Here is a 20,087-nt window from a genome sequence, read left to right on the forward strand (position 1 = left end):
TAACAGGTTTTTTGCATGGATGTCGGACAGGATCGACGTCGTTCGCTCGCGCCGCTTCAGGGCTCCCGGCCCGGCAGCGTGCGCTGGCCTGCGCGCACGCAACGGTTGCTCGAGACCAGCTACGCGTTATGCGTGGAGGCGCTGCACGAACCGCTGCAGCGTTGCCTGAGCGAGTTCGAGCGGCAGCTTTTTGTGCTGGCCGAACAGGCCCGTCGATCGAGCGAACAGCAGGAGTGCTTCGCCAGTCGGCAACGCGTGCTGCAGGACCGAACCACATTCGAACAGCGCTTCATGGAGCACCTGGGCGCCGCCATCAACGAGGTCGACACCGCCGCCAGCAAACCCGCCGCCGACGCGGCCGACGTGAAGCCATGGCAATCGCTGGAGCTGCTGGACACGGTCGAGCAGGAGTTGTCGATGGCGCTGGAGCAACTGGGCGCCCGTGGCGAAGTGCGCCACAGCAGCGTGTTGTACGAACTGGGCTACCGGATGGCCGTGCTGGTCGGCGCACCACCGCTGGAAGGCCAGGCATTGCCGCTGGGGCCGCATGCGCTGGGGCAGGTATGTCATCAGGCCAGCGCCGAACTGGAGCTGCCGCTGAAACATCAGCTGCTGCTGCTGCAGCACTTCGATCAATCGGTGATCCAGTCGCTGGCGCCGCTGTACGCCACCATCAATGCGCAATGGCAGGCCGACGGCATCCTGCCCCAGCTGCGCAGCATCCCGATTCCACGGCGCATCAGCAAACGTGCACAGCCGGCCGCCAGCGAAGCCGCTACAGCCAGCGAGCCGGCGCATGTCGCCGTCAACCCCGGCGCGCAGCAAGGCAGTGGCGGCGGTGGGTCGATCGAGGTACTGGAATCCCTGCGCGACCTGCTGGCGCAGCAGCGCGCCAGTCAGGGCGGCGGCGGCCAGTCGACTGGTCGCGCCGCCAGCGAGGATGAACTGCAATTCGCCCTGGGTGCGCTGCAGCAGCATCTGGCCCAGGTTACCGACCATGCCAGCCGCGAACTGCGCAGCGCCGCACGGCTGCGCGAGGAATTGCTGGCCCAGCTCAACATCGGCAAACCGGCGGACGCTCCACGCACCCAGCTCAGCGGCGAACAAGGCGACACGGTGGAACTGGTCGCCAGGCTGTTCGAGCAGGTCGGCCAACAACTGCAGCACGGCGGCAATGCCCATGGCCTGCTCAGCGATCTGCAACTGCCGGTGCTGCGCATGGCGGTGGCCGACCACAGCTTCTTCGAGAAGCGCGAACACCCGGCGCGCCGACTGCTCGACACGGTGACCGCCGCGGCCAACGACTGGCTCGACGGCAGCGACGACGAGAGCAACCGGCCGCTGGCGACCAAGCTCGAACAACTGGTCAGCCGCGCCAACCAAGAGGCCCCCAGCGCCGGCCTCTACACCACGTTGCTGGCCGACATCGAACATCACCTCGCCCTGCTCACGCGCAAGGCGCAATCGGCCGAACGGCGCCATGTGGAAGCGGCGCAGGGGCGCGAGCGGCTGGACCAGGCGCGCCACCGCGCTGGCGAGCTTATGGCCGAGCGCTTTGCGCAATCGCCCCCGCGCGGACTGCTGCGCGCCCTGCTCGATCGCGCCTGGTCCGACGTACTGGCGCTGACCCTGCTGCGGCACGGCGAGGACAGTGAGCCGTTCCGCTCCCAGTTGGCGATCACCGACCAGCTGCTCGGCCGCCTGCCGGTGGACGACCGGTTGCAACTGCAGGTGGAAGTGGAGTCCGGCCTGCAGCAGATCGGCATGCATGCCGAGGAAGCCGTGCAGGTGGCGCAGCGGCTGCTCGGCGCGGGCACGCCCGACCCCGCCGTGGAGCTGCCCAGTGCCACCGACCTGGCCTTGCGCCTGAAACAGCATCAGCGGCTGGGCGAGCACCAGTCCGCCCAGCACGAGCCGGCAGCGGTTCATCCGGCGCAGGTGCAGACGCCGGAACCCAGCCCGCGCGAGCGGCGCATCGAACAACACCTGCGCGAGGTTCCGTTCGGCAGCTGGTTCGAATTCATCGACCCGACCACCGGGCAGATCGCCCGACGCAAGCTGGCCTGGTATTCGCCGATGTCCGGGCGCTGCCTGATGGTCAGCCGGCGTGGCCAGCGTGGCGAGGAAATGACCCTGGCCCAGCTGGCTCATGAGGTGGCCAGCGGCCGCGTATGTGAAGTGCCGGCCCAGCCCGAGAGTCTGCTCGATCGCGCCTGGCGCAGCCTCACCGGCAGCCTGCGCCAGTCGACTGAGGCACGACGCCCCACCCCACCGGAGGCCGCGCGCCGATGAGCAACCCCAACCAGCGCCGCGCCGAACGCAAGCGTGCCAGCGTCAACGCCATCGTGACCGATGCGATCAGCGGCGAGCCGATCGGACACCTGGGCAACCTGTCCAGCACCGGCATGCTGCTGATCATCGCGCAGGCACCGCGCAGCGAGGCGATCTACCAGGTCAGCATGACCCTGCCCGGCTCGGGTCGGCTGCTGACCCAGACGCAGCCGATCGAGGTCGGCATCCAGGAGCAATGGCATGAAGCGGCCGCCAGCTCGGGACAGATCTGGGCCGGTTACCGGATCGTGGCGATCACCGACGCCGACGCCGCCCGGCTGGATAGCTGGCTGAGTCAGGCCTGAGGTCTCGCGCTGGCAGTAGCGGCACCTGCGCGTCATCATGGGCGCCTGCTCCCCTTTCCTTTCCATCACGGGCTGTTCCGGCCCTGTGCGCAAGCGGCGCTCGACACGGCCCGTTGTCACGACGCGCGCAGACGGTCCGGCAGCAGGGCAGCCCGCCGTCGGAGTCTCCATGCACGACCAACTCGCCTCGCTGTACCCGCAACATCTGGCCATCGTGCGCGAGCGCGCCGACCTGGCGCTCGCCCTCGGCGGTTTCGATCATCTGCTGATCGCCGCCGGCACGCCGCTGCGCAAGTTTCTGGACGACCAGGATTACCCGTTCGCGGTGAGCCCGCACTTCAAGCACTGGCTGCCGCTGACCGACGTGCCGGGCAGCTGGATCGCCTACACCCCGGGCCACAAGCCGAAGCTGATCTTCCTGCAGCCGCGCGACTACTGGCATGTGGTGCCGCAGGCGCCCCACGGTTACTGGGTCGAACACTTCGACATTGTGATCGTGCGCAACGCCGCCGACGCGCTGGCGCAGCTGCCCGCCGGCAAGCGCTCTGTGATCGCTGCCGCCTGCCCTGCAATGGATAGCGTCGAGGCGAACAACCCGCCGGTCGTGCTCGACTACCTGCACTGGCACCGCAGCTACAAGACGCCGTATGAACTGGCGCTGATGCGCGAAGCCAGCCGCATCGGCACGCGCGCGCACCGCGTCGCCGAAGCCGCGTTCCGTGCCGGCGAAAGCGAGTTCGGCATCCACATGGCCTACCTCGCCGCCGCGCGCCAGATCGATGCCGAGCTGCCGTATGCCAGCATCGTCGCGCTGAATGAACATAGTGCGGTGTTGCACTACACGAACTTCGACCGCACCCCGCCGGCACACAACCGCTCGTTCCTGATCGATGCCGGCGCCAGCGCCAGCGGCTACGCCAGCGACATCACCCGCACCTACGCCGCGGCTGATGCCGGTGAATTCCAGGCGCTGATCGACAGCGTCGACGCCGCCCAGCAAGGGTTTGTCGCCAAGGTGCGCACCGGGCAGAGCTATCCGGAACTGCACATCCACGCCCATCACGTGCTGGCCGGCGTACTGCGCGAACACGGCTTCATCCGCATGAGCGCGGCAAGTGCGGTCGAGTCGGGCGTGAGCAGCGCGTTTTTTCCGCACGGCCTCGGCCATCCGATCGGCCTGCAGGTCCACGACGTGGCCGGTTTCCAGCAGAGCGAACGCGGCGGCAGCATCGCGCGCCCGGAAGGTCATCCCTATCTGCGCATGACCCGCGTGCTGGAGCCGGGCATGGTGGTGACGATCGAGCCGGGCCTGTACTTCATCGACATGCTGCTGGCCGAACTGCGCGACGGGCCGTTCGCCGGCGACATCGACTGGGCGAAGGTCGATCGCTTCCGCCAGTACGGCGGCATCCGCATCGAGGACGACGTGGTGTGCACTGATGGCGCACCGGAAAACCTCACGCGGGACGCGTTCGCGCTGGTCTGAGCCGAGCCGCATCGGTTCTTCGCTTTTTGTCGCTCCAGAGCGAAGAGCTTTCGCCTTCCTTGCGGAGGGCGAGTCACTTTCTCTCGGGCAAGCGAGAGAAAGTGACTCGGTCGCCAATGAGGATCTAACGCTCTGCTCTTCAGCCATCAAACCGAGCTGAGCCAGCGGGACGCCGCTGCGACATTCCTCCACACCGTGACGACGTCCGCGCGGCGTATGCTGGCAGGCAGGTAATGCACGGACTCGTCGCATGTCCCGTTCCGCGGTCTCCAACGCTCCGCCCGAAAGCTTCAGCGCTCCGCAGCGGCCGTTGCGGCGGTTGACGCTTGAGCTGTTCGGCGTCATCGCGCTGAAAATCGCGGTGCTGATGCTGATCTGGTGGGCGGTGTTCGCGCCGCAGCCAAAACCCGACGTCAGCCCCGCGGCCATCGCGCAGCGGCTTGCTCCCTCGCCCCCCACGCCGCCGGAAGCTCATCCATGATCATCATCGACACCGATGTCGTCACGCTGTCACGCCTGCAGTTCGCGCTGACTGCGCTGTACCACTTCCTGTTCGTGCCGCTGACGCTGGGACTGGTGTGGATGCTGGCGATCATGGAGAGTGTCTACGTGATGACCGGGCGCGAGGTATGGAAGCGCATGGTGCAGTTCTGGGGCGTGCTGTTCGGCATCAACTTCGCGATGGGCGTGGCCACCGGCGTCACCATGGAGTTCCAGTTCGGCATGAACTGGGCTTACTATTCGCACTACGTCGGCGACATCTTCGGCGCGCCGCTGGCGATCGAGGGGTTGATGGCGTTCTTCCTCGAAGCGACCCTGGTCGGCGTGTTCTTCATGGGCTGGGATCGCATCTCGCGGATCAAGCACCTGCTGGTGACCTGGTTCCTGGCGCTGGGCACCAGCCTGTCGGCGCTGTGGATCCTGGTGGCGAACGCGTGGATGCAGAACCCGGTCGGCGCCGCGTTCAACCCGGCGACGATGCGCATGGAGGTGACCTCGTTCTCCGCGGTGCTGTTCAACCCGGTGGCGCAGGACAAGTTCGTGCATACGGTGAGCGCCGGCTATGTACTGGGTTCGATGTTCGTGTTGTCGATCAGCGCGTGGTACCTGCTGCGCGGGCGCAACGTGGATTTCGCCAAGCGCTCGATGACGGTGGCGGCCAGTTTCGGCCTCGCGGCGGCGCTGTCGGTGGTGGTGCTGGGCGATGAGTCCGGCTACAGCGTGTCGCTGAACCAGAAGATGAAGATGGCGGCGATCGAGGCGATGTGGCACACCGAGCCGGCGCCGGCTTCGTTCACCCTGTTCGGCATCCCGGACGTGCAGCAGCGCACCACCCACGTCGCGGTGAAGATTCCCTGGGTGATGGGCCTGATCGGCACCCGTTCGCTCGACGAAACGATGCCCGGCATCGCGGAACTGGTGGACGCCGCCAAGGGCCGAATCGGCAACGGCATCCAGGCCTACGACGCGATGCTGATGCTGCGCCAGGACAAGGACAACGCGCAGGCCAAGGCCACGCTGGCCGCGCACGACCAGGATCTGGGTTACGCCTTGTTGCTGAAGAAATACGTCGACGATCCGCGCCAGGCGACGCCGGCGGATATCCAGCAAGCCGCCGACAGCACCATCCCGAACGTGCCGGTGTTGTTCTGGGCGTTCCGCATCATGGTCGGCTGCGGTTTCTATTTCATTGCGCTGTTTGCGTTCTCGTTCTGGAAGGCCAGCAGGCGCCAGCTGGACAGCCAGCGCTGGTATCTGCACCTCGCGTTGTGGAGCCTGCCGCTGCCGTGGGTGGCGATCGAGCTGGGCTGGATCGTGGCCGAATACGGCCGCCAACCATGGGCGATCGAGGGCGTCCTGCCGACCGCGCTCGGCGTGTCGTCGGTCAGCGCCGGCCAGGTACTGACTTCGCTCGGCGGCTTCGTGTTCTTCTACACCGCGCTGGCAATCGTCGACGTGTTTCTGATGCTGAAGTTCGTGCGCAAGGGGCCGGACGGATTGGGCATCTGGTCGCCGGCGATTGCCGCCATGCCATCCGGCCAGCACTGAGGACATCGCCATGTTCGACTACACCACGCTGCGGGTGATCTGGTGGGCCTTGCTCGGCACGTTGCTGATCGGCTTCGCGATCATGGACGGCTTCGACTTCGGCGTCGCCGGTCTGCTCAAGGTGCTGGGCCGTGACAACGAGGAACGCAAGGTGCTGCTGGAAGGCATCGAGCCGACCTGGGAGGGCAACCAGGTGTGGTTCATCCTGGCCGGCGGCGCCACCTTCGCGGCGTGGCCAATGCTCTACGCAGTGTCGTTCTCCGGCATGTACATGGCGATCGCGCTGGTGTTGCTGGCGTTGATCCTGCGCCCGGTCGGTTTCAACTTTCGCGGCAAGATCCACGACCCACGCTGGGCTTCGCTGTGGGATTGGGTGCTGACTGGCTCCGGTGTGGTGGTGATGCTGGTGTCGGGTGTGGCATTCGGCAACCTGTTTCTCGGCCTGCCGTTCCAGTTCGACGACGACCTGCGCATGAGCTGGCACGGTGGCTTCTTCGAGCTGCTGCATCCGTTCGCGCTGCTGTGCGGGCTGGTGTCGCTGAGCATGCTGCTGGCGCACGGCGCGTGCTGGGCCGCGTTGAAAGCCGATCACGTGATCGCGGCGCGTGCGGTGAGGATCGCGCGCTGGATGACGCTGGTCTTTGCGGCACTGTATGTGTTGGCCGGCGTGTGGCTGGCCTACGGCATTCCCGGTTATGCCGTGGTCGGCCCGGTGGTCACCGACGGCGCCTCCAATCCGCTGTACAAGCAGGTCGCCCCGGGTGGCAGCTGGTTTGCCGGCTACATGCAGTACCCGTGGTTCTGGAGCGCGCCGCTGCTGGCACTGGTTTCGGCCGTCGGCGTGCAGGCGCTGATCGGTCGGCGCAGCGTGGCCGGCTTCATCGCCAGCAGCCTGATGGTCGGCAGCACGATCGCGTCGGCCGGTTTCGCGCTGTTTCCGTTCCTGCTGCCGTCCAGCCTCGATCCGCATTCCAGCCTCACCGTGTGGGACGCCTCATCCAGTCGCGGCACGTTGCAGCTGATGTTGCTGGTCAGCCTGGTGCTGCTGCCAATCGTCATTCTCTATACCAGCTGGGTCTATCGCGTGATGCGTGGGCGGGTCACGCTGGAGCAGGTGCGCAAGGCGCACGGCGGCTATTGAAAGGAGCGCGAACTGATGTGGTATTTCTCATGGATCCTCGGTCTCGGCCTGGCCTGCGCCTTCGCCATCCTCAATGCGATGTGGTACGAGGTGCATGCCACCGATACGGCGAATCGTCTACGTGAAGATTCACAGCTGCCGGACGAGTTGGGCTAACGCGCGGCCAGCAGCGCCTCGATCGCCTCCGCGTCTTTCGGCATCGCCGCGGTGAGTACCTCGCTGCCGTCACGAGTCACCGCCACGTCGTCCTCGATGCGGATGCCGATACCGCGCCAGCGCTCGGCCACCGTGCGATCGTCCGGCGCCACGTACAGGCCCGGTTCCACCGTCAGCACCATGTCCGGCTCCAGCAGGCGCGATTCGCCGCCGACGCGGTAATCGCCCACGTCGTGCACGTCCAGCCCCAGCCAGTGACCGGTCTTGGCCGGGAAGAAGCGCTGGTAGCTGCCGTCGGCAATCGCCGCATCCGCATCGCCCTTGAGCAGGCCAAGCTCGCACAGCCCTTCTGTCAGCACGCGCACCGCCGCCGTATGCGCGGCACTGAACGGCCGGCCGGGCCGTACTTCGTCGATGGCCGCCAGCTGTGCGGCCAGCACCACTTCGTACAGCGCGCGCTGCTCGCGGCTGTAGCGACCGTTCAACGGAAACGTGCGGCTGATGTCGGACGCATAGCAGTCCAGCTCGGCACCCGCGTCGATCAACAGCAGGTCGCCCTCGCGCAGCGACGCGCGATGGCTCTGATAATGCATCACGCAGGCATTCGCGCCGCCGGCGATGATCGGCGCGAATGCCGGCACCGCACCGCGGCTGCGCATCACGCGCAGAAGCTCGGCTTCAACTTCGTACTCCAGGCGACCCGGCATGGCGACGTGCATGGCGGCCAGATGCGCCTCGACCGCGATCGCGGCCGAGGCGCGTATCAGCTTCAGCTCGGCGCGCGACTTGTACAGCCGCAAGTCGTGCAACAGATGGCCGAGCGCCACGAATTCCTTGGGCACCATGCCGCCGCCGCGCAACTGGCGCAATTTGCGCATCCAGCCCAGCAGTTGCGCATCGAACTCCGGTTCGCGGCCGAAATGGCAGTACACGCGAGCGCGCCCCTCGATCATGCCGGGCAGGATGTCGTCGATGTCCTCGATCGGAAATGCATCGTCCATGCCGTAGCCGGCCACCGCCTGCTCGGTGCCGATCGACGGGCCATGCCAGCGTGCGCGCGCCGGATCGTATTCACGACAGAACAGCACCACCTCGCCATGCTTGCGACCGGGCAGCAACGCCAGCACCGCATCGGCTTCGGGGAAGCCCGCCAGATAGTGGAAGTCCGAGTCCTGCCGGTACGGCCATGCCGCATCCGCGTTGCGCATGCGCTCAGGCGCAGACGCAACCAGCAGCACGCCGTCTTCGCCGGCCATCTGCATCAGCTGGCGGCGGCGACGCGCGAACTCGTCCCTGGTGATCGCCAGCGCGGCCAGGTTCGATACGCTACTGGGGATCAATGCAAGGTGCCGCTGGCGGATGGATCGTGCGCGGTGCATTCGGTATGCAGCAGCATGGCGGCGACCCGCACAAACTCCTGCACCTCGATCAAGGCGTCCTCATCCTCGGCTTCGTTGCCGAAATCGAACGACGAGGCCGCCACCGTGCCGAGGTCGCGCAGGATTTCCTGTGCCTCCTCGGACAGCTGCGCATGCGCCGCGGTACCGGCGAGGCCGAAGCCGCCCAAGAATCCGCGGCACCAGTCGACCATCGCGTCGGCGCGCTCGGTCAACGGGCGGTCGTCGGCGGGCAGCGACGGCTCGAACCCCAGCTCCGGATCGGCCAGCTCGGTTTCGCACTGCCTGGCCAGACGCTGCAGCAACGCCTGATCGTCCGGCGAGGGATCGGTGGCCTCGCCGTCCAGTTGCAGCGCGCCCAGCACCGAGGTGCCACGCAACGAACCTCCGCCGGCCAGATAACCACACAGCGAGCCGTGCAATTCGCTGGCTTCGGTGCCCAACCGCAGGCGCATGATCAGCGCGTCGATATCGTCATGGCCCACAAGCTCGGTAGCCGTCATGGCGCTGCTCCTTCAAGGAATGACTGCCAGTTTAATGCAGCCACCGGGCCGGCCACGCACCCCTGCCCGAGACCGGCTGATTTCCGCCAGCGTCCTGTTATAGTTTCGTGCATGAGTACGCCCGATCACGTTCATTCCGACCCTGTCCATCAGGAGCTGGTCGCCTTGGGTCAGCAGCTGGACCGGCTGCTCGATACCGTGCGCCGGCTCACCGAGGAAAACCGCAGCCTGCGCCACAGCCAGGAGCAGTTGTCCGGCGAGCGCGCGGGTTTGCTGGCACGCAACGAGCAGGCACGTGGCCGCGTCGAAGCGATGATCCAGCGACTGAAATCGCTTGAAAGCAACGGTTGATAGAGCCCATGTCCAGCAGTGAACCGGTCGCGCTGCGACTGATCGACCGCGAATTCCTGATCGCCTGCGCACCGGAAGAGCGCGATGGCCTGCTTGAAGCGGCCGGCTTTCTCGACCGCAAGATGCGCGAACTGCGCGCCAATGCCAAGGCGCCCAGCTTCGAACGGCTGGCGGTGCTGACCGCGATCAGCGTCACCCATGAATTCCTCACCCTGCGCAAGCAGCACGACGCCCAGGAACAACGCCTCAGCGATGGCCTGGCCACGCTGCGAAGCAAGTTGGATGCCGCGCTCGAGAGCGATCCGCTGAAGCGTTGAAAGCAGCCGCGTCGCGCCGTTCGATGAACCCGAACTGTCATTCGCCAGTGGCACATTGGCGAGCAAGCGCCTAAAATCGGCCTCGGCGTTTTCTGCGATGTGCGCCAGCACACTCTTACATTTGCCTTGTTCCTAAATACGGCCCCGGGTCGGCTTCACATCGGTTGTTGTGCATGTCCGCCACGTGCGGAAAGCCTTGAGACCATGTAGCTCTCCCACCTGATCCATCTTGGATCAAGGTCGTTTGGTGGGCAGCGGCATCGCGGTTGACGCCACTTCTACCCGCCCCGTTCGTCCCGCGATGAACGGGGCGACTTTTCGATGGAGACGCTCGAAACGTGGACGCCACCGCCCAACGACACGAGCTTCGCCAGCGCCTGGCCGACCAGCGCCGTGCCCTCACCCCGCCCGAACGCATGAGCGCCGCGCAAGGCTTGCGTCGCAGCCTTGAGCAATTGCCCGAATACCTCACCGATGCGCGCGTGGCCGGCTACTGGGCCAGCCACGGCGAGCTGCCGCTGAACCTGGTGATCCCGCCGCTGGCCGCACGCGGCCAGCAGTTCCTGCTGCCCGTGATCGGCAAGGGCAAGCATCTGCGTTTCGCGCCATGGCAATCCGGTGACGAGGTGCAGCCGAACCGTTACGGCATCCCCGAGCCGGTCGGGCCCGGCGAGCTGTTCGAGCCGTTCCAGCTCGACCTGGTGTTCGTGCCACTGCTCGGCTTCGACCGCCGCGGCAACCGACTCGGCCACGGTGGCGGCTACTACGATCGCAGCTTCGCCTTCCTCAACGAGCAGGTACGCCCGACCGAACCGCTGCTGGTCGGCATCGCCTACGATTTCCAGGAACTGGAAATCGTGAATGAGGAATCCTGGGATGTTGCGCTTGATTTCATCGCCACCGATCGCGAGCTGATCGATTGCCACCTGGAGCCGACTGCATGACCGAACGTCCCATCCGACACTGGCTGATGAAATCCGAGCCCGAGGCATTCTCGATCGACGATCTCAAGCGCAAGCGCACCGAAGCCTGGGACGGCGTACGCAACTACCAGGCGCGCAACTTCATGCGCGACGGCATGCGGCCCGGCGACAAGGTGTTCTTCTATCACTCCAACTGCGCCGAGCCCGGCATCGTCGGCATCGCCGAGGTCGCCTCCGACGCTTACCCCGATCCCAGCCAGTTCGATGCCAAGAGCAAGTATTTCGATCCCGCCAGCAAGCGCGAGGAACCGCGCTGGATGCTGGTCGACGTGAAGTTCGTGAAGAAGCTCAAGCGCACGATCACGCTGGACGAACTCAAGGGTCACGACGCGCTGGATGAAATGCAGCTGCTGCGCAAAGGCAACCGGCTGTCGGTGATGCCGGTAGCTGCCACCGAATGGCGCTACATCCTCACGCTCGAATGATGCGAGTCAGCTCCATGCTGTGTCCATCCACTGTCCAGACCACCTCTTCCCGGAACCGATGCCATGAGCAACGCCAACGAAAAACGCCAGGCCGGTGAGGCCGCGATCCGCTATGTGGAGGACGGCGCCATCGTCGGTGTCGGTACCGGCTCCACCGTGGCGTTCTTCATCGACGCGCTGGCCGATCTGAAGGATCGCATCCAGGGCGCGGTGTCCAGCTCGGAACAGTCCACCGCGCAACTGAAGCGGCTCGGCATTCCGGTGCTCGACCTCAACAGCGCCGGCCCGCTGACAATCTATATCGACGGCGCCGACGAGTGCGACCCGTACAAGCGCCTGATCAAGGGCGGCGGCGCAGCGCTGACGCGCGAAAAGATCGTCGCCGCGGCCAGCGAGAAATTCGTCTGCATCATCGACTCCAGCAAGCGGGTCGACCTGCTCGGCAAGTTTCCGGTACCGATCGAGGTGATCCCGATGGCGCGCAGCCTGATCGGTCGCGAGATCGTCAAGCGCGGCGGCCAGCCGGTGTGGCGCGATGGCGTGGTCACCGACAACGGTAACTGGATCATTGATGTGCATGGCTGGCAGATCGTCGACCCGGCCGCACTGGAAAGCGAGCTCAATCAACTGCCCGGCATCGTCACGGTCGGCCTGTTCGCGCGACGACCCGCCGACGTGGTGCTGATCGGCGATCGCGAGATGTGATGGCGCTGGTGTCAGCCAGCGCCGACACCTTACCTATATTCAGCCGCCGCTCGGCTTGACCGGACGTTTCACCACACGTCCCTTGCGGAAATGCAGATAGCGCCCGGACTGGCGTGCCTCCTGCAGACGCTGCCCATGCGCGGTGAGAATATCGCCGCGGGTGAGGATGCCGACCAGCATGTGCGGTGCCTCGTCACCCACCACGATCAGGCGACCGACGTTCTGCGCCACCATGTGGTCGGCCGCTTCGCGCAAGGAATGGCTTTCCTTCACCACGATCGGCTCGCGCAGTACCAGCTCACCCAGCGACAGCGTGTAATGCCATTGCGGATCCAGCAGGGTGCGACGGGTCAGCACACCACGCACGTGGCCTGCTTCGTCGATCACCGGGTAGCCCTGATGCTGCATGTCGGGCAGACCTTCGTTGAACCAGCGGCGCACTTCGGCCAGCGTCTGTGTGGTACGCAAGGTCACCACCTCGTGCGTGCAGGCGTCGCGTACCACCACCTGATCCAGGTAATCGGCGGCGTATTCGGCCGGCACGCGCACGCCACGGCGAGCAATCTTCTCGGTCATGATGGTGTTGCGCATCATCAGTGCGGAAATCAGGTACGCCGCCGTGCAGCCGCCGAGCAAGGGCAACAGCCCGGCTGGCTGGCCGGTGGTTTCGAACGCAAACACCACGGCCGTCAGCAACGCACGCGCGGAGCCGGCGAAGATCGCCGCCATGCCGACCAGCGCCGCGATGCGCGGATCGATGCCTAACTGCGGCACCAGCGCCGCGATGCCCAGGCCGAGCAGCGCACCCAGCGCACCGCCGATGGTAAACAACGGCGCCAGCGTACCGCCGGACGTACCGCTGCCCAACGCGATCGACCACGACAGGAATTTCATCACGCACAGGAACGCCAGCGCCTGCATGGTGAGCTGACCGGACACGATGTTCTCGATGTTGGTATAGCCCACGCCCAGCGTCAGCGGCGCGAAATAGCCGACCACACCCACCGCGACGCCACCGATCGCCGGCCACCACATCCAGTGAATCGGCAGCTTCTCGAACACATCCTCGATGCCGTAGACGAGACGTGTCACGCCCACGCTGATCAGGCCAAGCACGGCACCGATGCCGACGTACGAAAGCAGCGCCATCAGGCCCGGTGTGGCCAGCGCCGGCATTGCGAACACCGGTGCCGAACCCACCATCGCGTAACGCACGCCAGTCGCCGCCACCGTCGCCAGCGCCACCGGAATCAGCGAGCGCGGGCGCAGCTCGAACAGCAGCAGTTCGATCGCCAGCACCACCGCAGCGACCGGCGAGCCGAATACCGCCGCCATGCCTGCCGCCGCACCGGCCGCCAGCAACACCTTGCGCTCGGCACCGGTGACATGCAGCAGCTGGCCGACGAACGAACCGAGTGCGCCGCCGGTGGCGATGATCGGGCCCTCCGCGCCGAACGGACCACCGGTGCCAATCGCGATCGCCGAGGAAATCGGCTTCAGGAAGGTGATCCTCGGTGGGATCTTCGACTCGTTGAGCAACACCTGCTCCATCGCTTCCGGAATGCCGTGGCCGCGGATCGCACGCGAACCCCAGCGCGCCATCACACCGACGATCAGGCCACCGATTACAGGCACCGCGATCACCCACAGTCCCAGGTGGTTATCGGCCGGCGAGCTGAATGCCGTCGACACCCGACCATAGAACGCCAGGTTCGTCACCAGTCCGATCAATGCGGTGAGGATCCGTGCGATGAAAGCCGCCGCAACGCCCAGCAATATCGCCACCGCCGTGATGCGCAACACCCGACGATCCACCAGGGTCGAGCGTCGTGGCATGCGGGTGGCGTCGAGGGTCACGCCAAGCGACGGCGACAGGGGCAAGGCGTCGGTGCTGCCTTCGAGGCGCACGTTGGCATGCCCGGCAGCGTTTTCTGTTTCGGGGGTCATCGGTTTGCCGCAGGGTAAAGGCGGAAATTTTACGCTGCTGGGTGGAGGAACCGAAGAGGCAGGTTTTTGCGAATGGTGGTTTGGGCTTGGCTTTTGGGAGAAAGGCAAATGCCGCTACTGGACGCAATGAATATCGCGGGTACTGGGAGACTAGGATTGTTTGGCCCATTCCTGGGCCAAACTCCGCTTCGCGGAGCCAGCCTGCGGCTGTCCAATTTTGTTCCAGACAAAATTGTCGAATGTGGTTTGCCTCCTGTTTCCGCAGATCAAAATAAAAAACCCGCCACGAGGGCGGGTTTTTTATTTTGGCTGGGAGACTAGGATTCGAACCTAGATAGACAGCGTCAGAGGCTGTCGTCCTACCGTTAGACGATCTCCCAAAAATAGCTGGAACGATGCGCTCTGACCGTTGGTGCATCGAACCACAACGCAAATCCCGTAGAGGAGTTAGCGCTTGGAGAACTGTGTTGCGCGACGGGCCTTGTGCAGACCGACCTTCTTGCGCTCGACTTCGCGGGCGTCGCGGGTCACGAAACCGGCCTTGCGCAGCGGGGACTTCAAGGTTTCATCATATTCGATCAGCGCGCGGGCGATGCCCAGGCGGATCGCGCCGGCCTGACCGGTGATGCCACCGCCGGCGACCGTGACCATGATGTCGAACTTGCTGATGTTGTCGGTCAATTCGAGCGGCTGGCGCACGATCATGCAAGAGGTCTCGCGGCCGAAAAACGCCTCAAGCGACTTGCCATTGACCACGATCTCGCCCTTGCCCTTGCGCAGGAACACGCGGGCGGCGGAGGTTTTGCGGCGGCCAGTGCCGTAATTCTGCTGGATCGTCATGATGGTTCCTTAGAGTTCCAGCGCCTGCGGCTGCTGTGCGGTATGCGGATGCTCGGCACCGCCGTAGACCTTGAGCTTGCGGTACATCTCGCGGCCCAGCGGATTCTTCGGCAGCATGCCCTTGACGGCAATCTCGATCACGCGCTCCGGATAGGTCGCCAGCAGATCCTTCAGACTGGTGGTCTTCAGGTTGCCGATGTAGCCGGTAAAGCGGTGGTACTTCTTGTCGTCCAGCTTGGCACCGGTGACATGCACCTTCTGCGCATTGATCACCACGATATAATCGCCGGTGTCGCAATGCGGGGTGTATTCCGGCTTGTGCTTGCCGCGCAGACGACGGGCGATCTCGGTCGACAGGCGACCGAGCGTCTTGTTCGTGGCATCGACCACGAACCAGTCGCGCTTGACGTTGTCTGCATTGGCGCTAAACGTTTTCATTTCAGAATACCTGTTCTGCCGCCGTGAGGCGGTACGCGTAATCGGTGGATCAAAGGCGCGAGATGATAGCGGAGCCGTCATCCATGGCGCAAGCCCACCGACCGGCGGGCTGTGAGTTGGCAATGATAGCATGATGAGCATGCCGCTTGAAAAGTCCCCCATGCCCGCGCCTGCCGGCCGCATTGCCGAACTGGCCGATCAATGCGTGCAATGCGGGTTGTGCCTGCCGGTTTGCCCCACCTATGCGCTGGATCGAAACGAGGCGGAGTCGCCGCGCGGCCGTATCGCCATCGCTTCCGCCCTTGCCCGAGGGCTGGTCGACCCCACTTCCGGGCTGCGCGAACACCTGGATCACTGCCTGGGCTGCCTGAACTGCGAAACGGTTTGCCCGGCCAACGTGCAATACGGTGAATTGCTGATCGAGACCCGTGCCCTGCTCGGGCCACCGGCGCGACGGCCGCGCCTGCTGCTGGACCTGCTCAAGCGACCGACATTACTGCGCGTAGTGCGCCAGCTCGGTCGCTGGATCGCCCTGCCGCGCTGGAAGAACGAGCTGGCGCGACGATTCTCAACCCATTCGCCGTGGCGTGCTGCCCTGCTCAACCTGCCGGCTGCAGCGCCGACCGTGCGCGTTCAGGCTCGGCAGCAGCCATCGGGCAACCGCCCCCAACTGGCCCTGTTTCCCGGCTGCGTGGCCAGCATCGACGATGCGCAAGCGCAGCAGGCGGCAATCACCCTGCTGCAGGCGGTGGGTTTTCACGTCAGCGTGCTGCCGGCGTTCTGCTGCGGAGCGATGGACCTGCATGCGGGTGCAGCCGATGCCGCTGAACAGGCCGCGCAACATGTGCGCCGGGCCTGGGCCGCGAGCGGGGCGACCCGGTTGCTTTCGGTGACGCCCGGCTGCCTCGGCACGCTGCGTCGTGCGTTGCCCGGCGTGAGTGTCCTCGATCCCGTGGAACTGCTGGCCGAGCATGCCGCGACCCTGAGTTTCCGCCCGTTGCTGCAAAAGGTGGCGCTGCATCTGCCATGTACGCAGATCAACGTGGCGCGCACCGATGCCGCCCTGCTGCAATTGCTGCGTCGCATACCCGGGCTCGATGTGTCGACGTTGCCGCGGCCACCGTACTGCTGCGGCGCGGCCGGCAGCCATCTGCTGGAATTTCCTGAACGCGCTGCGCAACTGCGTGACGATACGCTGCGGAAAGCCGCCACGCTGGAACCGCGGCGGTTGTTGTCGTCCAATATCGGTTGTCGCCTGCACCTGGACGCCGGCATCGAGCAGCAGGGCTTGTCCTGGCCAAGCCAGCACCCGCTAACCCTGCTGGCTCAACAACTGGAACATAGCCATTGAAACAGGAACACCCATGAACATCCGCACGCTGAGCCCGCTCGACCGCCTGCTGGCCGGTTGCGAACGCGCGCTGGAAGCGATCGCCGGTTCGCCGCAGGCGCACCGTCCCTCACCCGCCGCCGGCATCGTCGAAGCGGAGCTGGATGAAGCCGAGCGCCGGCATGCCGCCGGTCTGATGCGAATCAACCATACCGGCGAGGTCTGCGCGCAGGCGCTGTATTTCGGCCAGGCCGCACTGGCGCGCGCCGCCGACAACCGCGAGCACCTGCTGCACGCTGCCGCCGAGGAAACCGATCACCTGGCCTGGTGTGCGCAACGCCTGCAGCAGCTGGACAGCCGCCCCAGTCTGCTCAATCCGCTGTGGTACGCGGGCAGCTATGCGATCGGCGCAGCCGCCGCACTGGCCGGCGATCCGGTCAGCCTCGGCTTCGTGGTCGAGACCGAGCGCCAGGTGGAAACCCATCTGGCCGAACACCTGGAAAAATTGCCTGCCCAGGACGAACGCTCGCGCGTGGTGCTGAAGCAGATGCAGATCGACGAGATCCGCCACGCACAGGCGGCACAGCAACGTGGTGGCGTCGAACTGCCGTTCCCGTTGCCGCAGCTGATGCACGTCAGCTCGATGGTGATGAAAGCGGTGGCGTATCGCGTGTAGGACCAATAACTGTTGCCATGAAAAAACCCGCCTCTCGGCGGGTTTTTCGTCACATCAGGTTGCGTCCGTGGAACAGTTCCTCGATCTCGCGGCGCAGCAGCTGCTCGATGCGCTGACGCTCCTTGAACGAGAGGTCGTCGGCGTGTGCCTCAAACAGGTAAGTATCGAGATCGAAGTCCTTGATGTGCATCTTCGTGTGGAACATGTTTTCCTGGTACACGTTGACGTCGAACATCTCGTACTTCTGGCGGATGTGCTTGGCCAGGTAATCCTGCACCGAATTGATCTTGTGGTCGATGAAGTGCTTCTTGCCCTTCACGTCGCGGGTGAAGCCGCGCACGCGGTAGTCGGCGATGACGATGTCCGACTCGAAGCTGTCGATCAGGTAGTTCAACGCCTTCAGCGGCGAGATCACGCCGCAGGTGGCCACGTCGATGTCCGCGCGGAACGTCGCGATACCGTTGTGCGGATGCGTTTCCGGGTAGGTATGGACGGTGATGTGACTCTTGTCCATATGCGCGACGACGGCACCGGAAATGGTGTCGCGGCCGAGCTTCTCGACCACCGGCTCTTCGGAGATCAGCATGGTCACCGAGGCGCCCTGCGGATCGTAGTCCTGGCGCGCGATGTTGAGGATGTTCGCGCCGATGATCTCCGCCACGTCGGTGAGGATCTGGGTCAGGCGGTCGGCGTCGTACTGCTCATCGATGTACTCGATGTAGCGACGACGCTGGTCCTCGGACACCGCATAGCAGATGTCGTAGATGTTGAAGCTCAGTGCCTTGGTCAGGTTGTTGAAACCCTGCAGGCGCAGACGGGGAAGCGGTTTGACCACGGGCGGCTCTCCATGACCGGACTTCGGTCAGCAGTAGAGGCGGGTTAGCGACAAGGGTCCCCGCGATATAGTGTGGAGCACAGGCGACAGCCTGCACGACCCTTGTGAACGGCATGCGGCAAACTTGCCGGATCCGAAAGACCGCGAAGTATGCGGGAAAAAGAAAAGAAATTGAACCTGCGGCAAGCCGCTCAGGTTTGCCATAATGCCAAGCTTGCAAGGGTGAATACGGACACGCATGCCGCATTTGCGGTGGCGGTCACCGTAGCCAGCCATCTGTCGGGGGTAATCGTGGCGCAACTCAAATACCAGCTTCAACAAGCTTTCGAACGCTCGCAGGCCCCGCTCAACTTTGCGCCGGATCCGGCCACGATGGAGCGCTTCCTCGGGATGTGCCATCGCCGGCGCTACCCGGGCAAGACCGCGATCATCCGCCCCGGCGACCCGGCCAACACGCTCTATTACGTGATTGACGGCTCGCTGGCGGTATGCACCGAGGACGAGCAGGGTCGCGAGCTGATCCTCGCCTATATCAGCCGTGGGCAGTTCATCGGCGAAATGGGTCTGTTCGTGGAGCAGGCGCAGCGCGAGTCGATGGTGCGCACGCGCACCCCGTGCGAGATGGCCGAGATCAGCTACGAGCGGCTGTTCCAGCTGATGGAAGGCCCGCTGCGCGAGGAGTGTCCGAAGATCCTGTTCGCGATCGGCTCGCAACTCACCAACCGTCTGCTGCGCACTTCGCGCCAGGTCAGCCGGATGGCGTTCATGGACGTCACCAACCGCATCTCGCGCACCCTGCTCGACCTGTGCCAGGAACCGGATTCGATGACCCATCCGGACGGCACCCAGATCCGCATCTCGCGCCAGGAAGTGAGCCGCATCGTCGGTTGCTCACGCGAGATGGTCGGTCGCGTGCTCAAGCAGCTGGAGGAACAGCGGATGATCGATGTCTCCGGCAAGACCATCGTGGTGCGCGGCACACGCTGAGAGCGGGGTTCCGCCCGGCCGGTCGACTGAACCGGTTTTTTACGAAAGTTGGCGGAGGATGAATCCTCGTCATCGGTTGCGAGGCCGCGCTTGGACTACGAGCAGTTTCTCATATTCGCCGGCGTGGGCCTGCTGGCTCAGCTCGTCGACGGCGCGCTCGGCATGGCTTACGGCCTGGTCTCCAATTCGATCCTGCTGGCGCTGGGCCTGCCGCCCGCGCTGGCCAGCGCCACGGTGCACACCGCCGAAGTGTTCACCACCGGCGTCTCCGGCGCATCCCATGCGTGGTTCGGCAATGTGCGCTGGAAACTGTTCTGGCAGCTGGCCATTCCCGGCGCGATCGGCGGCATTCTGGGTGCAACCTTCCTGGCCAACGTGCCGGGCGAGGCGATCCGGCCGTTCGTCAACGCCTACCTGCTGATCCTCGGCGTCATGGTGTTGCTGCGCGCGTTCGGCAAGCGCCTGATCCGCCATCAGGTGCAGCACAGTGGCGTGCTGGGGTTTTTCGCCGGCCTGCTCGACGCGATCGGTGGTGGTGGCTGGGGGCCGTTGGCCACCAGCACACTGATCGCCCGCGGCGGCGGCGTACGCAGCACGATCGGCTCGGTCAACGCGGCCGAATTCGTGGTGACGGTATGTATTTCGACCACCCTGGTCTGGCATATCGGCATCGGTCACTGGTCGATCGTGCTCGGCCTGCTCACCGGCGGGGTGATCGCCGCGCCGTTCGCCGCGTGGCTGGTACGGCATCTGCCCGAGCGCACCGTGATGGCGGCGGTCGGCAGCCTGATCGTGCTGATCAGCCTGGGTCAGTTGGTGCGGACCCTGCCGTAGATCCGCTCGGCGCCATCGCCGCGACCTGCCGCAGCACGCCGGGTACGCAGC

Annotated in this window: 22 protein-coding genes, 1 tRNA gene and 1 other RNA gene; 17 read left to right on the forward strand and 7 right to left on the reverse strand. The window is 65.2% G+C overall.

Translation table 11 applies throughout. From position 1 onward, the window contains the following. Window positions 1–15 precede the first annotated feature (15 nt). From EAH75_RS11335 to cydX, 7 genes are all read left to right on the forward strand, one after another. The gene (locus tag EAH75_RS11335) at window positions 16–2,292 is read left to right on the forward strand and encodes a DUF1631 family protein (protein ID WP_140649258.1); all 2,277 of its coding nucleotides are present in this window, start codon (window positions 16–18) and stop codon (window positions 2,290–2,292) included. Further along, entirely contained in the window at window positions 2,289–2,636 is a 348-nt protein-coding gene (locus EAH75_RS11340; protein ID WP_140649256.1) for a PilZ domain-containing protein, read from the forward strand. Before EAH75_RS11335 ends, EAH75_RS11340 begins: the two co-directional genes overlap by 4 nt. Window positions 2,637–2,805: 169 nt before the next feature. Beyond that, the gene (pepQ, locus tag EAH75_RS11345; RefSeq protein WP_140805494.1) at window positions 2,806–4,122 is read left to right on the forward strand and encodes a Xaa-Pro dipeptidase; all 1,317 of its coding nucleotides are present in this window, start codon (window positions 2,806–2,808) and stop codon (window positions 4,120–4,122) included. A gap of 250 nt (window positions 4,123–4,372) precedes the next feature. Then, a complete protein-coding gene (cydP, locus tag EAH75_RS11350) occupies window positions 4,373–4,603 on the forward strand; it encodes a cytochrome oxidase putative small subunit CydP (protein ID WP_140805495.1) in 231 nt (76 codons plus the stop codon). Continuing rightward, window positions 4,600–6,171 carry a cytochrome ubiquinol oxidase subunit I gene (locus EAH75_RS11355; protein WP_140805496.1) on the forward strand — a complete coding sequence of 524 codons (1,572 nt, stop codon included), beginning with the start codon at window positions 4,600–4,602 and terminating at the stop codon, window positions 6,169–6,171. The genes cydP and EAH75_RS11355 overlap by 4 nt, the downstream gene beginning before the upstream one ends. A 10-nt stretch (window positions 6,172–6,181) precedes the next feature. Continuing rightward, window positions 6,182–7,312, forward strand: coding sequence for a cytochrome d ubiquinol oxidase subunit II (gene cydB, locus EAH75_RS11360; protein ID WP_140649248.1), 1,131 nt, complete (start codon window positions 6,182–6,184; stop codon window positions 7,310–7,312). Between the two features lie 15 nt (window positions 7,313–7,327). Beyond that, window positions 7,328–7,468: a cytochrome bd-I oxidase subunit CydX gene (gene cydX / locus EAH75_RS11365; protein ID WP_140649245.1), complete on the forward strand. Its 141-nt coding sequence runs from the start codon at window positions 7,328–7,330 to the stop codon at window positions 7,466–7,468. Here the strand turns inward: cydX and EAH75_RS11370 are convergent. Both EAH75_RS11370 and EAH75_RS11375 read right to left on the reverse strand, forming a co-directional pair. Further along, window positions 7,465–8,808, reverse strand: a complete 1,344-nt coding sequence (locus tag EAH75_RS11370) for an aminopeptidase P N-terminal domain-containing protein (protein ID WP_140805497.1) — start codon at window positions 8,806–8,808, stop codon at window positions 7,465–7,467. The genes cydX and EAH75_RS11370 overlap by 4 nt on opposite strands. After that, window positions 8,805–9,368 carry a UPF0149 family protein gene (locus tag EAH75_RS11375; protein ID WP_140649241.1) on the reverse strand — a complete coding sequence of 188 codons (564 nt, stop codon included), beginning with the start codon at window positions 9,366–9,368 and terminating at the stop codon, window positions 8,805–8,807. The genes EAH75_RS11370 and EAH75_RS11375 overlap by 4 nt, the downstream gene beginning before the upstream one ends. Before the next feature lie 111 nt (window positions 9,369–9,479). Here EAH75_RS11375 and EAH75_RS11380 point away from each other — a divergent pair, with 111 nt between their 5' ends. The 6 genes from EAH75_RS11380 to rpiA all read left to right on the forward strand — a co-directional run bounded on the left by EAH75_RS11380 (window position 9,480) and on the right by rpiA (window position 12,149). Continuing rightward, a complete protein-coding gene (locus EAH75_RS11380) occupies window positions 9,480–9,719 on the forward strand; it encodes a TIGR02449 family protein (protein WP_140649238.1) in 240 nt (79 codons plus the stop codon). Window positions 9,720–9,727: 8 nt separating this feature from the next. Next, a complete protein-coding gene (locus EAH75_RS11385; RefSeq protein WP_140649235.1) occupies window positions 9,728–10,036 on the forward strand; it encodes a cell division protein ZapA in 309 nt (102 codons plus the stop codon). Window positions 10,037–10,122: 86 nt separating this feature from the next. After that, a non-coding RNA gene (ssrS, locus tag EAH75_RS11390) (6S RNA) lies at window positions 10,123–10,309 on the forward strand. 65 nt (window positions 10,310–10,374) lie between these two features. After that, a complete protein-coding gene (locus EAH75_RS11395) occupies window positions 10,375–10,980 on the forward strand; it encodes a 5-formyltetrahydrofolate cyclo-ligase (protein WP_140805498.1) in 606 nt (201 codons plus the stop codon). Continuing rightward, window positions 10,977–11,444, forward strand: coding sequence for an EVE domain-containing protein (locus EAH75_RS11400; RefSeq protein WP_193557770.1), 468 nt, complete (start codon window positions 10,977–10,979; stop codon window positions 11,442–11,444). The genes EAH75_RS11395 and EAH75_RS11400 overlap by 4 nt, the downstream gene beginning before the upstream one ends. A 63-nt stretch (window positions 11,445–11,507) precedes the next feature. Next, window positions 11,508–12,149: a ribose-5-phosphate isomerase RpiA gene (rpiA, locus tag EAH75_RS11405; protein WP_140649231.1), complete on the forward strand. Its 642-nt coding sequence runs from the start codon at window positions 11,508–11,510 to the stop codon at window positions 12,147–12,149. 39 nt (window positions 12,150–12,188) lie between these two features. On the opposite strand, the gene EAH75_RS11410 is transcribed toward rpiA, so the two are convergent. The 4 genes from EAH75_RS11410 to rplM all read right to left on the reverse strand — a co-directional run bounded on the left by EAH75_RS11410 (window position 12,189) and on the right by rplM (window position 15,374). Continuing rightward, window positions 12,189–14,096, reverse strand: coding sequence for a chloride channel protein (locus tag EAH75_RS11410; RefSeq protein ID WP_140805499.1), 1,908 nt, complete (start codon window positions 14,094–14,096; stop codon window positions 12,189–12,191). 306 nt (window positions 14,097–14,402) lie between these two features. Beyond that, window positions 14,403–14,476 (reverse strand) — tRNA-Gln (locus tag EAH75_RS11415). Between the two features lie 67 nt (window positions 14,477–14,543). Next, window positions 14,544–14,936: a 30S ribosomal protein S9 gene (gene rpsI / locus EAH75_RS11420; protein WP_140649226.1), complete on the reverse strand. Its 393-nt coding sequence runs from the start codon at window positions 14,934–14,936 to the stop codon at window positions 14,544–14,546. A 9-nt stretch (window positions 14,937–14,945) separates the two neighbouring features. Further along, window positions 14,946–15,374, reverse strand: a complete 429-nt coding sequence (gene rplM, locus EAH75_RS11425; RefSeq protein WP_140649224.1) for a 50S ribosomal protein L13 — start codon at window positions 15,372–15,374, stop codon at window positions 14,946–14,948. 160 nt (window positions 15,375–15,534) lie between these two features. On the opposite strand from rplM, the gene EAH75_RS11430 reads away from it, so the two are divergent. Both EAH75_RS11430 and coq7 read left to right on the forward strand, forming a co-directional pair. After that, window positions 15,535–16,725, forward strand: coding sequence for a (Fe-S)-binding protein (locus EAH75_RS11430; RefSeq protein ID WP_241668934.1), 1,191 nt, complete (start codon window positions 15,535–15,537; stop codon window positions 16,723–16,725). 13 nt (window positions 16,726–16,738) lie between these two features. Continuing rightward, window positions 16,739–17,380, forward strand: coding sequence for a 2-polyprenyl-3-methyl-6-methoxy-1,4-benzoquinone monooxygenase (coq7, locus tag EAH75_RS11435; RefSeq protein WP_140805501.1), 642 nt, complete (start codon window positions 16,739–16,741; stop codon window positions 17,378–17,380). Between the two features lie 49 nt (window positions 17,381–17,429). On the opposite strand, the gene speD is transcribed toward coq7, so the two are convergent. Beyond that, window positions 17,430–18,215, reverse strand: a complete 786-nt coding sequence (speD, locus tag EAH75_RS11440; RefSeq protein ID WP_140649218.1) for an adenosylmethionine decarboxylase — start codon at window positions 18,213–18,215, stop codon at window positions 17,430–17,432. A 291-nt stretch (window positions 18,216–18,506) separates the two neighbouring features. On the opposite strand from speD, the gene crp reads away from it, so the two are divergent. Next, on the forward strand, window positions 18,507–19,202 hold the full coding sequence (gene crp / locus EAH75_RS11445) for a cAMP-activated global transcriptional regulator CRP (protein WP_140649678.1): 696 nt from the start codon (window positions 18,507–18,509) through the stop codon (window positions 19,200–19,202). Between the two features lie 90 nt (window positions 19,203–19,292). Continuing rightward, window positions 19,293–20,036 (forward strand): sulfite exporter TauE/SafE family protein, encoded by a 744-nt coding sequence (locus EAH75_RS11450; protein ID WP_140805502.1) that lies wholly within the window; start codon window positions 19,293–19,295, stop codon window positions 20,034–20,036. Window positions 20,037–20,087 lie beyond the last annotated feature (51 nt).

It is taken from the genome of Rhodanobacter glycinis, assembly GCF_006438785.1.
GTDB lineage: Bacteria > Pseudomonadota > Gammaproteobacteria > Xanthomonadales > Rhodanobacteraceae > Rhodanobacter > Rhodanobacter glycinis_A.

What these genes read in the sequence shown, in the direction of transcription:
- rplM (WP_140649224.1), bottom strand. Translation starts at nt 15,374, where the DNA reads ATGAAAACGTTTAGCGCCAATGCAGACAACGTCAAGCGCGACTGGTTC.
- cydP (WP_140805495.1), top strand. Translation starts at nt 4,373, where the DNA reads ATGTCCCGTTCCGCGGTCTCCAACGCTCCGCCCGAAAGCTTCAGCGCT.
- cydX (WP_140649245.1), top strand. Translation starts at nt 7,328, where the DNA reads ATGTGGTATTTCTCATGGATCCTCGGTCTCGGCCTGGCCTGCGCCTTC.
- coq7 (WP_140805501.1), top strand. Translation starts at nt 16,739, where the DNA reads ATGAACATCCGCACGCTGAGCCCGCTCGACCGCCTGCTGGCCGGTTGC.
- EAH75_RS11385 (WP_140649235.1), top strand. Translation starts at nt 9,728, where the DNA reads ATGTCCAGCAGTGAACCGGTCGCGCTGCGACTGATCGACCGCGAATTC.
- EAH75_RS11335 (WP_140649258.1), top strand. Translation starts at nt 16, where the DNA reads ATGGATGTCGGACAGGATCGACGTCGTTCGCTCGCGCCGCTTCAGGGC.
- EAH75_RS11355 (WP_140805496.1), top strand. Translation starts at nt 4,600, where the DNA reads ATGATCATCATCGACACCGATGTCGTCACGCTGTCACGCCTGCAGTTC.
- cydB (WP_140649248.1), top strand. Translation starts at nt 6,182, where the DNA reads ATGTTCGACTACACCACGCTGCGGGTGATCTGGTGGGCCTTGCTCGGC.
- EAH75_RS11410 (WP_140805499.1), bottom strand. Translation starts at nt 14,096, where the DNA reads ATGACCCCCGAAACAGAAAACGCTGCCGGGCATGCCAACGTGCGCCTC.
- EAH75_RS11380 (WP_140649238.1), top strand. Translation starts at nt 9,480, where the DNA reads ATGAGTACGCCCGATCACGTTCATTCCGACCCTGTCCATCAGGAGCTG.
- pepQ (WP_140805494.1), top strand. Translation starts at nt 2,806, where the DNA reads ATGCACGACCAACTCGCCTCGCTGTACCCGCAACATCTGGCCATCGTG.
- EAH75_RS11430 (WP_241668934.1), top strand. Translation starts at nt 15,535, where the DNA reads ATGCCCGCGCCTGCCGGCCGCATTGCCGAACTGGCCGATCAATGCGTG.
- EAH75_RS11375 (WP_140649241.1), bottom strand. Translation starts at nt 9,368, where the DNA reads ATGACGGCTACCGAGCTTGTGGGCCATGACGATATCGACGCGCTGATC.
- EAH75_RS11400 (WP_193557770.1), top strand. Translation starts at nt 10,977, where the DNA reads ATGACCGAACGTCCCATCCGACACTGGCTGATGAAATCCGAGCCCGAG.
- rpsI (WP_140649226.1), bottom strand. Translation starts at nt 14,936, where the DNA reads ATGACGATCCAGCAGAATTACGGCACTGGCCGCCGCAAAACCTCCGCC.
- rpiA (WP_140649231.1), top strand. Translation starts at nt 11,508, where the DNA reads ATGAGCAACGCCAACGAAAAACGCCAGGCCGGTGAGGCCGCGATCCGC.
- EAH75_RS11340 (WP_140649256.1), top strand. Translation starts at nt 2,289, where the DNA reads ATGAGCAACCCCAACCAGCGCCGCGCCGAACGCAAGCGTGCCAGCGTC.